General features: G+C 74.9%; 11 protein-coding genes. 3 read left to right on the forward strand and 8 right to left on the reverse strand.

All coding sequences use genetic code 11. The features are described from left to right. Positions 1-36: 36 nt before the first annotated feature. The 3 genes from ACZ3TI_RS19905 to ACZ3TI_RS19915 form a co-directional block, all read right to left on the reverse strand. The gene (locus ACZ3TI_RS19905; RefSeq protein ID WP_465727846.1) at positions 37-2286 is read right to left on the reverse strand and encodes a catalase; all 2250 of its coding nucleotides are present in this window, start codon (positions 2284-2286) and stop codon (positions 37-39) included. An 82-nt stretch (positions 2287-2368) separates the two neighbouring features. Next, complete coding sequence (locus ACZ3TI_RS19910) at positions 2369-3010, reverse strand: HAD-IIIA family hydrolase (protein ID WP_465727848.1); 642 nt, start codon at positions 3008-3010, stop codon at positions 2369-2371. Positions 3011-3070: 60 nt separating this feature from the next. Next, positions 3071-3559: a hemerythrin domain-containing protein gene (locus ACZ3TI_RS19915; protein WP_465727850.1), complete on the reverse strand. Its 489-nt coding sequence runs from the start codon at positions 3557-3559 to the stop codon at positions 3071-3073. Positions 3560-3974: 415 nt separating this feature from the next. On the opposite strand from ACZ3TI_RS19915, the gene ACZ3TI_RS19920 reads away from it, so the two are divergent. Together ACZ3TI_RS19920 and ACZ3TI_RS19925 are read left to right on the forward strand one after the other, a co-directional pair. Continuing rightward, the gene (locus ACZ3TI_RS19920; RefSeq protein WP_465727852.1) at positions 3975-4487 is read left to right on the forward strand and encodes a hemerythrin domain-containing protein; all 513 of its coding nucleotides are present in this window, start codon (positions 3975-3977) and stop codon (positions 4485-4487) included. Positions 4488-4530: 43 nt separating this feature from the next. Continuing rightward, on the forward strand, positions 4531-5091 hold the full coding sequence (locus ACZ3TI_RS19925) for a hemerythrin domain-containing protein (protein ID WP_465727854.1): 561 nt from the start codon (positions 4531-4533) through the stop codon (positions 5089-5091). Positions 5092-5385: 294 nt separating this feature from the next. Here the strand turns inward: ACZ3TI_RS19925 and ACZ3TI_RS19930 are convergent, their stop codons facing one another. The 3 genes from ACZ3TI_RS19930 to ACZ3TI_RS19940 all read right to left on the reverse strand — a co-directional run bounded on the left by ACZ3TI_RS19930 (position 5386) and on the right by ACZ3TI_RS19940 (position 6456). Then, positions 5386-5805 (reverse strand): CBS domain-containing protein, encoded by a 420-nt coding sequence (locus ACZ3TI_RS19930; RefSeq protein WP_465727856.1) that lies wholly within the window; start codon positions 5803-5805, stop codon positions 5386-5388. A gap of 107 nt (positions 5806-5912) precedes the next feature. Beyond that, entirely contained in the window at positions 5913-6080 is a 168-nt protein-coding gene (locus ACZ3TI_RS19935) for a hydrophobic protein (protein ID WP_465727858.1), read from the reverse strand. Between the two features lie 109 nt (positions 6081-6189). Further along, the gene (locus tag ACZ3TI_RS19940; RefSeq protein ID WP_465727860.1) at positions 6190-6456 is read right to left on the reverse strand and encodes a hypothetical protein; all 267 of its coding nucleotides are present in this window, start codon (positions 6454-6456) and stop codon (positions 6190-6192) included. 155 nt (positions 6457-6611) lie between these two features. Here ACZ3TI_RS19940 and ACZ3TI_RS19945 point away from each other — a divergent pair, with 155 nt between their 5' ends. Then, positions 6612-7814: a PP2C family protein-serine/threonine phosphatase gene (locus ACZ3TI_RS19945; protein WP_465727862.1), complete on the forward strand. Its 1203-nt coding sequence runs from the start codon at positions 6612-6614 to the stop codon at positions 7812-7814. 17 nt (positions 7815-7831) lie between these two features. On the opposite strand, the gene ACZ3TI_RS19950 is transcribed toward ACZ3TI_RS19945, so the two are convergent. Further along, positions 7832-8263, reverse strand: coding sequence for an SRPBCC family protein (locus ACZ3TI_RS19950; protein ID WP_465727864.1), 432 nt, complete (start codon positions 8261-8263; stop codon positions 7832-7834). A 67-nt stretch (positions 8264-8330) separates the two neighbouring features. Further along, positions 8331-9245: a serine/threonine-protein kinase gene (locus ACZ3TI_RS19955; protein ID WP_465727866.1), complete on the reverse strand. Its 915-nt coding sequence runs from the start codon at positions 9243-9245 to the stop codon at positions 8331-8333. Positions 9246-9272: the final 27 nt, after the last annotated feature.

Here is a 9272-nt window from a genome sequence, read left to right on the forward strand (position 1 = left end):
CCCCGTCCTGACGGGCGGGGGCCGACTGCGGGGTCGTCAGCGGGTGGGGAAGCGGTGCTGCTCGATCAGCCTCGCGAACTCCTCCCAGAGGGCCGGGCCGGTCGGCTCGTCGCCCGGGTCGACGGCGACCCCGGCCAGCCCGCCCGGGTCGCCGAAACCGGCCGTCCGGGACAGCTCGACCCCCGATCCGAGCACCGCGACCGGCTTGCCGTGCCGCAGCGACTCGGTGAGGAAGCGGACGGCGTCCGGATCGGCGGGTAGCGTCTGCTCGCAGCCGTCCGGGACCACCAGCGCGTCGTAAAGCACCGACGCCGTGGTGGGCAGCGCGCGGTCCACCGGCACGTGCGCGCCGTCCGCGGCGAGCACATGGCCGCCCTGCGCGGCCAGCACCTCCACCGTGGCGCCCAGCCCGCCCAGCCGCTCGCGCGCGGCCCGTACCTGGGCGCCGTCGACCCCGGGCGCGGACAGGACGGCGACCTTGCGGGTGCGGATGCCGGGGGCCCGCAGGTTGTCCAGGCTCAGCGCGGGCGAGACCCGCGGGGCCGCGGCGGTCCCCTCCTCCGCGGTGGTTCCCTCCTCCGCGGCGGGCTCGGGCACGCCGATCCGCTGGGCGACCTCCGCGGCCAGCCCGGGGTCGACGTGCGCCAGGTTGCCGACCATCCGGCGGCGGACCTCCGGCTCCTCGACCTTCCCCAGCTCGAAGGAGAAGGCTTCGACGATGTGCCGCTGCTCCCAGTCGGCCATGCTGTGCCAGAACAGCGCGGCCTGGCTGTAGTGGTCGGCGAAGCTCGGGCTGCGCCGGCGGATCGCGCCGCCGTCGACCCGCTCCTGGTAGTGCTCGAAGACCCCCTCGGGCAGCCGGCCACCGCCCAGGGCCGCCGGGCAGCCGCCGCCGACCGAGTTCGGTGCGTAGCTGGTGCCCGGGTGGACGACCTGCTGGCCGTAGCCGTCGCGGTGGTTGGTGCGGACATCCGCCAGCGGCCGGTTGACGGGCAGCTGCGGGAAGTTGGGGCCGCCGAGGCGGATCAGCTGGGTGTCGAGGTAGGAGAAGTTCCGGCCCTGGAGCAGCGGGTCGTTGGTGAAGTCGATGCCGGGGACGACGTTGGCGGTGTGGAAGGCCACCTGCTCGGTCTCGGCGAAGAAGTTCTGCGGGTTGCGGTCCAGCACCATCCGCCCGACCGGACGGACCGGCACCAGCTCCTCCGGGACGATCTTGGTCGGGTCCAGCAGGTCGAAGGGGTAAGCGAACTCGTCCTGCTCCGGGATCAGTTGGAGGCCCAGCTCGTATTCGGGGAAGTCGCCGGCCGCGATCGCCTCCCACAGGTCCCGGCGGTGGAAGTCGGGGTCGCGGCCCGCCGTGATCTGGGCCTCGTCCCAGACCTGCGAGCAGACCCCGAGCAGCGGCCGCCAGTGGAACTTCACGAAGGTGCCGCGCCCGTTCGCGTCCACCAGACGGAAGGTGTGCACGCCGAAGCCCTGCATCATCCGGTAGCTGCGCGGGATGGCCCGGTCGGACATCACCCACATCAGCATGTGGGTGGACTCCGGCTGCAGCGAGCAGAAGTCCCAGAAGGTGTCGTGGGCGGAGGCACCGGTCGGGATCTCGTTCGGCGGCTCGGGCTTGACCGCGTGGACGAAGTCCGGGAACTTGACCGCGTCCTGGATGAAGAACACCGGCATGTTGTTCCCGACCAGGTCGTAATTGCCGTGCCGGGTGTAGAACTTGGTGGCGAAGCCGCGGACGTCGCGCACGGTGTCGGCGGAGCCGCGCGGGCCCTGCACGGTCGAGAAGCGCACGAACACCGGGGTGCGGCGGCCGGGCTCCTGGAGGAAGTCGGCGCAGGTGAACTCGGCCAGCGAGCCGTACGGTTCGAAGAAGCCGTAGGCGCCGGCGCCGCGGGCGTGCACCACCCGCTCCGGGATGCGTTCGTGGTCGAAGTGGGTGAGCTTCTCGCGCAGCTGGAAGTCCTCCAGCAGGGTCGGGCCGCGGTCGCCGACGGTCAGGGAGTTGTCGGTGTCGTCGATCCGCACCCCCTGGTCGGTGGTGAGCGGTCCGTCCGGGTCGGGGGCGCGGAAGGCGTCGAGCGCGGCGTCCTTGGCGTCCCGGTCGTCGGGCGCGGTGACGTCGGCAGCTTCGGTGGCTTCGGCATTCCGGTCTTCGGGCGAGGTGGCCCCGGCGTCCGCGGGGTCCCGGTCTTCGGGCTCCGGGGCGGGGCCGAGCCCGTGCGGCTCGGTGGCGGGGGCGGTGTGGGGGCGGTACTCGGGAGGTCCGGGGTTCACGGTCATCGTGCGTTCTCCGTCCGGGAGTCGGGGCGGGGGGCGTGGGCGTGGGCGGGGGCAGTGACGGGGGCGTGGTGCCACGGGGAGTTCAGCGCCGCAGCAGCAGTTCGGCGGCCTGCTCGGGACCGTCCGCGGTCCGGCAGGTGGTCAGGGTGCACGGCGGGCACCCGGTGTTCGTCCTCGGCGCGGCCTCGGGTACCCGGATCGCGTGGGCACCGGCCGCCAGCGCGGCGATCACCACCTCGTCGCTGGACCCGATCACGGTGACCCGCCCGGGTGGCAGAACGAGCACCCGGCAGGCCGCCGTCACCAGCGTCGGAGCGGGCATCCGGCAGCCGCAGCCGTCGTGCGGACCGTGCGGGCAGACCGCCCAGACGTCGAGCGGGCCCAACAGGGCCTCGGCCCGGGCCTGGACGGCCTCGACCTGGCCCGGCACGACCAGACCGCGGGCCACGCCAGGCTGGTTGCTCACCACCCCGAGCGCGAAACCGGCCGCGCGCAATGCCCCGAGCGCGGCCCGGACGCCGGCCATGGGATGCACCATGGCGGGGTCGCCGTTGCAGGAGACGTCCTGGAGGAGTGTCCCGTCGCGGCCGAACAGCACCGCACCCGTCAGGGCACCGGTGGCGCCCGCACCGCAGCGGCTGAACAGCCACGGGCCGGGCCGGCCGCAGTGGCCGGACGGCCCGGGCTGCGGGACGGTCGGGACGGGTTCTCGGAGGTACGCCATACACCTGCGGGTTGCCGACCCGGGGAGTGCCAAACGGGCGGTGGCACGCGGAGCGCGCGGTCAGGGGGAGTGCCGGTCCCGGACCGGGTCGCCGGGGCGCCGCACCCGCGCCTCGCCGATGCGGCGCTCGCACCCGTGCAGCTCCTCCGGCGCGGCGCCGGCCTGGACGGCGGGGAACAACTGCTCCTCCTCCCCGCGCAGATGAGCCCGGACCACGACGAGCAGGACGGACACGGCGTGGCGCCGTTCGGTGGGGGTGAGGCATGCGTCGTCCGCCCGGTCGAGCAGCCTGCGGATCGCCGCGTGGGTGCGGCCCGCCGCGTCCGCGAGCGCCTCGCCGGTCGGCAGGGAGCGGCGGGCCAGCGGGTACAGGTGGTCCTCCTCGACCGCGAGGTGGGGCTCGAGGAGCTGCCGCAGCTCGTCCAGCAGGCGCAGTGCCTCGTCGTCGGTGCCGCAGCGGGTGGTGACCCGGTCCAGCTGCCGGAGCAACGTCTCGATGGCCCGGTGCTCGGCGCACAGCCGGCCCGGGAACCCTTCGGCACCGTTCATGGAGATCTCCGTCCGACGCCCGGGAGCGGTTGAACGCAGGCGCCTGCCCGTTTCTCGCGGGGGCAACCGTCGGCCGGCGTCCGATCGGGCGGTGCGGAGGGGTGACGGCGCTCGTGGCAGGCCTGGGCTCCGCCGCCGAGGTCGGCCCGATTCCCGTACGGGAGTCGGGCCGGTGGACCCGCCGTCCGCATCGCGCAGCGCGTCCTACGTATCGCGCAGTGCGCGCAGCTCGTCTTGCGCAGCGCGGACCCGGCTCGGTGACGTTGGCCGTCCCGGCGGTCGTTCCGAAACCGGGACGTGCCGGGCGGATGCCCCGGGCCGGCTGCGGTACACCTCGCCCCGGGGCGCGTTTGGCCGGGTGTCCCCCGGGGAGACGCCGGGGCGGCGGCGAAGGCCGCCGAGAAGGAGACGAGTGATGTCGAACGATGCCATCGTCCTGCTGCGGGAGGACCACAAGGAAGTCCGCCGCCTGTTCCGCGAGTACCGGGGACTCGTCGAGGGCGACGGCGAAGGCGGCGCCCAGGCGCGTCGCGAGGCGGTCGAACGGATCGTCGAGGCGCTGACCGTCCACACGTACCTGGAGGACGAACTGGTCTACCCCAGGATCCGCCAGGAGGTGCCCGGGCTCGCCGAGACCATGGACCGCGCCAAGGAGGAGCACCACGTCGCCGACCTGCTCTGCGAGGAGCTGAGCCGGATGACTCCCGACGACGAGGGCTACGACGCCAAGACCGCCGTCCTGATCGAGGCCGTCGAGCGGCACATCGAGCAGGAGGAGGGCGACTGGTTCCCGCAGGTCCGGGCCGCCCTCGGCCGCAAGGAACTGAGCGAGATCGGCGAACGGATGCGGGCCGTGCGCGAGACCGCGCCGCGCCGACCGATCGCCGGCGGCATGCTGCACCGCATCGCCGACGCCCTCGAGGACTGACCCGACCCGCCCGCGGGTCCGCGCGCAGGAGGAGGTACCACCGGTGCACCACGACGAAGACCTGTTGGGGCTGCTCACCGCCGACCACCGGTCGATCCGGGTCCGCTTCAGCGAACTCAGCGGCCTCCCCAGCGGGGACCCGCAGCGCAAGGACCTGGTCGGCCTGGTGACCGATCAGCTGGTCCGCCACACCCGGGCCGAGGAGGAACACCTCTACCCGCTCGTCCGCGAGCGGCTGCCCGACGGACCGGCCGTGGTCGAGCGCGAACTCGCCGACCACCGCACGGTCGAGGCGCTACTCGGGGAACTCCGCCGGACCCACGTCACCCTGCCCCTCTTCGACCGCCTGGTCGCGCAGCTGACCGAGGAGGTCACCCGGCACGCCGGTGACGAGGAGGCGCGGGTCTTCCCGGCCGTCCGAGCCGTGACCAGCGGGGCCGAGCTGCACACCCTGGCGGCCCTGGTCCGCGAGACCAAGGAGTCCTCGACCGGCCGACCCCGCCACCAGCGGCCGGCCGAACACCCCGCCGACCACCTGCCGCCCCCGGAACGCTCGCTCACCGAGCGGATGCGCGACTTCCTGACCCCGGGCGGCCCGCACTGACCCGTGTACGACCCCGACGGCCGGTGCCCTCACCGGCCGTCGGGGCTGTCGGGGCTGAGGGCCGACCGCGCTGCCTGCCCCGCCGGTGGCTCCGAGTGACTGCGCGTGGTCGCGCTCCGGGAATGCCCTCGTCCTCCGGCTCGGCGCCCGGATCGTGGTGTCCGCGTTCGGGTTCGGGCAGCGGGTCGGCCGGGCCGGTCGCGCCTCCCGTGTCGTGCAGTGGCCGCTCGCGCGGTGATTCGGTCATGGGGTCCTCATGGCCGGGTCCTGGTCGGCCGAGCGGTGCGGCGCGGGTCAGGTGGTGGGGTCCGCGCCGCTGATGTCGGCGAGCGCGGAGTGCGGGTCCCGGTCCACCGCGAGGTCGCCGAGGGACACCATGCCCACCGCCTTTCCGTCGTCCAGCACCGGCAGTCGGCGCAGGGCGTGGCGGCGCATCAGCTCGACGGCGTGCGGGACGTCGTCGTCCGGGCCGATACTGACCAGCTCGGTACTGCAGATGTCGCCGACGTTGGTGCTGTCCGGGTCCTTGCCCCCGGCCAGGACGCGGACCACCAGGTCGCGGTCGGTGACCAGGCCGCAGAGCCGGCCGTCGTCCGCGACCAGGACGTCGCCGATGGCGGAGTCGCGCATCCAGCGGGCCGCGTCGCGCACCGAGGCCAGCCGCGGTACGACGACCGGGCCGGCGGTCATGATCTCCTTGATCTTCTGGGACATGTCTCCTCCACGGCGGTCGGGCAGGTCTCCGGTGACGTCGCGCCTGCCCGGTGCGCGTAGGGTGAAACCGAGGGCCGGGTGAGGCCGCCGGGCCGCAACGGCTGCGGTCACCACCGGTACCAGCGGGTGCGGCTGCCCCGGCCACCCGCGGTGAAGACGAAGCCGAGCAGCCACAGCACCAGGACGGCGAGCGCGATCCACCACAGGGCGTGCAGGGCGAAGCCCGCGCCGCCCAGGACGAGTGCGAGCAGCAGCACGAGAATGAGAAGCAGCATGGCGGGAGTCCTTCCACGGGTCGTCGGTCGGTCGGGTGACGGCGTGTGCCCGCTTCCGCCCCGTTCATGCCCGGGCCGCGGCACGGGACGACCCGTACCGGGGAAGGCCTCAGGCGGCGGCCAGGGCCCGTTCGCACTCCCGGCAGCGGCGGTCGGCCAGCTCGGGCGGGTACCAGGGGTCACCGGGCCGGGCGGGCGCGTAGTGGCTGTGCTCCATGGAGCGGGTGTCGCGTCGGCACAGCGTGGTCGGCTGGGGGTCTTCCGGGACGTCGGGGTCGGCGCCGGCGGCGTGCACGGCCAGCACTCCCGGCCCGACGCCCTCGGCGCCGAGGACCTGCTCGGACTCCAGCTCGAACAGCACGATGATCGAGGCCATGTCTCCGACGGTGCGCCGGGCCGGGCCGCTCCGCACCCCGGGCCGCTCACCCGTGGGACGGGCCGCGCCGCCTCCGCCGGCACCGGAGGCCGGCCCGGGCCTCCGGTGCCGGCGGGCGCTCACGGGGTAGGCGCGGGCCCGACGGGAGGTGCGACGTGGCGAGCGGCGATGACGCGAGGCCGGGCGGAGTGCTGGCGCGGCTGCTGGCCCGCAGCCGGTCCGGCGGGCCGGCGGACCTGCCCGGCCTGGTGCGGGAGGCGGCCCGGGAGCTGGGCGCGGACGCGGCGTCGGTGTTCCTGGCCGACGTCCAGCAGCGGTACCTCGTCCTGCTGCCCGGCTCCGCGGACGGGAAGCGGGACCACCTGGTCGACATCGAGGGGACGCTCGGCGGCCGCGCCTACCGGCTGCAGCAGACCCAGCTCTCCTCCGGGTCGCCCGCCGTCGGCTGGTTCCCGCTGGTCGACGGCGTCGAGCGGATCGGTGTGCTGCGGATCGAGGGCTGCGCGCGGGACCAGGACACGACGGACCGCTGCGAGGCGCTGGCGGCGCTGGTCGCCCTGCTGGTGGTGTCGAAGAGCACGTACAGCGACGTCATCATCGGTGCCGCACGCCGGCAGCCGATGAGCCTCCAGGCCGAGCTGCTGTGGGCCTTCCTGCCGCCGCGCACCATCGGCACCCGGCACGTCACCTCCAGCGCGGTCCTGGAACCGGCCTACGACGTCGGCGGGGACGCCTTCGACCACTCGGTGGCCGGCGGGCACCTGCACGTGTCCGTGTTCGACGCGATGGGCCACGACCTCGCCTCCGGCGGCGCCAGCTCGGTCGCCCTGGCCGCCTGCCGCTCCACCCGGAGGTCCGGCGGCGGCCTGGCCGACATCGTCCGGGCCATCGACCGCACCCTGACCCGGTGGATCCCGGACCGGCTGCTCACCGCGGTGGTCGCCGACCTCGACACCGTCACCGGCGAACTGTCCTGGGTCAACTGCGGGCACCCGCCGCCACTGCTCATCCGGGACCGCCGGATCGTGACGGACGCCCTGCGCAGGCGGGCCGAACTGCCGCTCGGGCTCGGCTTCCACGAGCGCGTTCCGTACCCCGTCCACCGCACCAGGCTGCAGCCCGGTGACCGGCTGCTGGTCCACACCGACGGGGTCACCGAGGCCCGGTCGGCCACCGGTGAGCTCTTCGGGGAGCGCCGACTGGCCGACACCCTGGTCCAGCACATGGCCGGAGGGGACCCGGCCCCCGAGGCCCTGCGCCGCCTGGTCCACGCCCTGGTCACCCACCAGGACCACGAGCTGCGCGACGACGCCACCATCCTGCTGGCGGAGTGGCACCCCGACCGGCCCGGGGAGTGACGGGGGAGCGGCGCGGACTACCGCAGCAGCCGGTCCAGGACCCGGCCGAAGACCAGCCGCCCCGCCGCCGCGACCAGCGGATCGGCGAACCGGGGCAGACCGGCGATCCGCAGCTCCTCCGCCCAGACCGCCTCGCTGCCGCCCGCCACCGACCGGACCCGCAGCACGGCCCCGCCGAGCACCGGGCGGCCGCGCTTGACCAGGCGGCACAGCCCGTCACGCCCGGGCGCGGGAGCGGTCAGCTCGACGATCTCCATCGGGTCGTCGAAGCGCAGCGGCCCGAAGGCCGTCCGGGCCAGGACCACGTCGCCCACCTCCCGGCCGCTGCCCCGGGCGACGAAGACCCGGGTGAACGGCACCCGCTCGCCGTGCCGGGGCCAGGCCGTCAGCCGATCCCAGCAGTCGGCCGGCGGCACCGGGGAACGGCGGGTCAGGACGAAACGGGCCATGGCGCCCACCGTAGCGACTGCGCGGCGCGGCAGCAGCGTGTTGCTCTCCCGGACGCGTGCCGCGGGGCTACTTCCGCCGCAGGTCCCCCGAGAAGCCGCCGACCAGCAGGTGCAGGCTGCCGTCCGGATTGCGGGTGTACACCTGGTCGTGCGGGATGGCGGCGCAGCCGCTGAGCGCGTTCATCGGGGCGGTGCGCAGGACCACCCGGTCGGCGGTGACCTGGACGAGGTTGGCGACGGCGTCGCAGTAGCGGGTGCCCGCGCCCTCGTTGTTGTGGATCTGGGCGACCGGGTCGTTCGGGCGGCCCTGGCTCAGCGCGATCGTGAAGTCGGGCTTGAGGACGGTCTGTTCGCTGCCCAGGGTGCCCTGCCAGGTGCCGAGGAAGTCGGCCGGGATCACGCCGTCGGAGGTCGCCGTGGTGGTGGCGGGCGCCGCCTGCGTCGTGTTCCCCGGGTTCGGGGTGGCCGTGCCGTCCTCGCGGGTGGCCAGGAACACCGCCGTGCCCGCCACCGCTGCCGCCAGTACGGCGGCGAGGAGCAGCGTGCCGCGCCCCGACCGGCGGGGACCGGGCTGCGCCGGGCCGGCGCCCGCCGGCGGTGGATACGGCGGGTACGGCCGGGCCGGGACGGTGGTGGCCGGGGAAGGCGGGAGCGGCGGGGCGGCCCACGGCGGCGGCGGGCCGAACCGCCCGGTCGGCGCGGGCGGTTGTGCCGCCGGGGACTCGCCGTCCAGGTCCAGCAGCTCGACCGCCAGGGCGGCCAGCGCGGCGGCGATCGCGGGCGGCAGCCAGTCCCGGCGTTCCAGGCGCTCGCCCGCCGCCCGGTCGTGCGCCGTCAGCCGGTCGCGCAGCTGCTCCGGGGTGGGGCGGCGATCCGGGTCCTTGGCCAGGCAGTCCGCCACGATGGCGCGCAACTCACCGTCCGATATGGGGAGTTCCGGCTCCTCGTGGAGGACCCGGTAGAGCATCACGGCCGCGCTCACCCCCGAGCCGAAGGGTGCACGGAACCC

The organism is Kitasatospora sp. NPDC023120 (assembly GCF_055560835.1).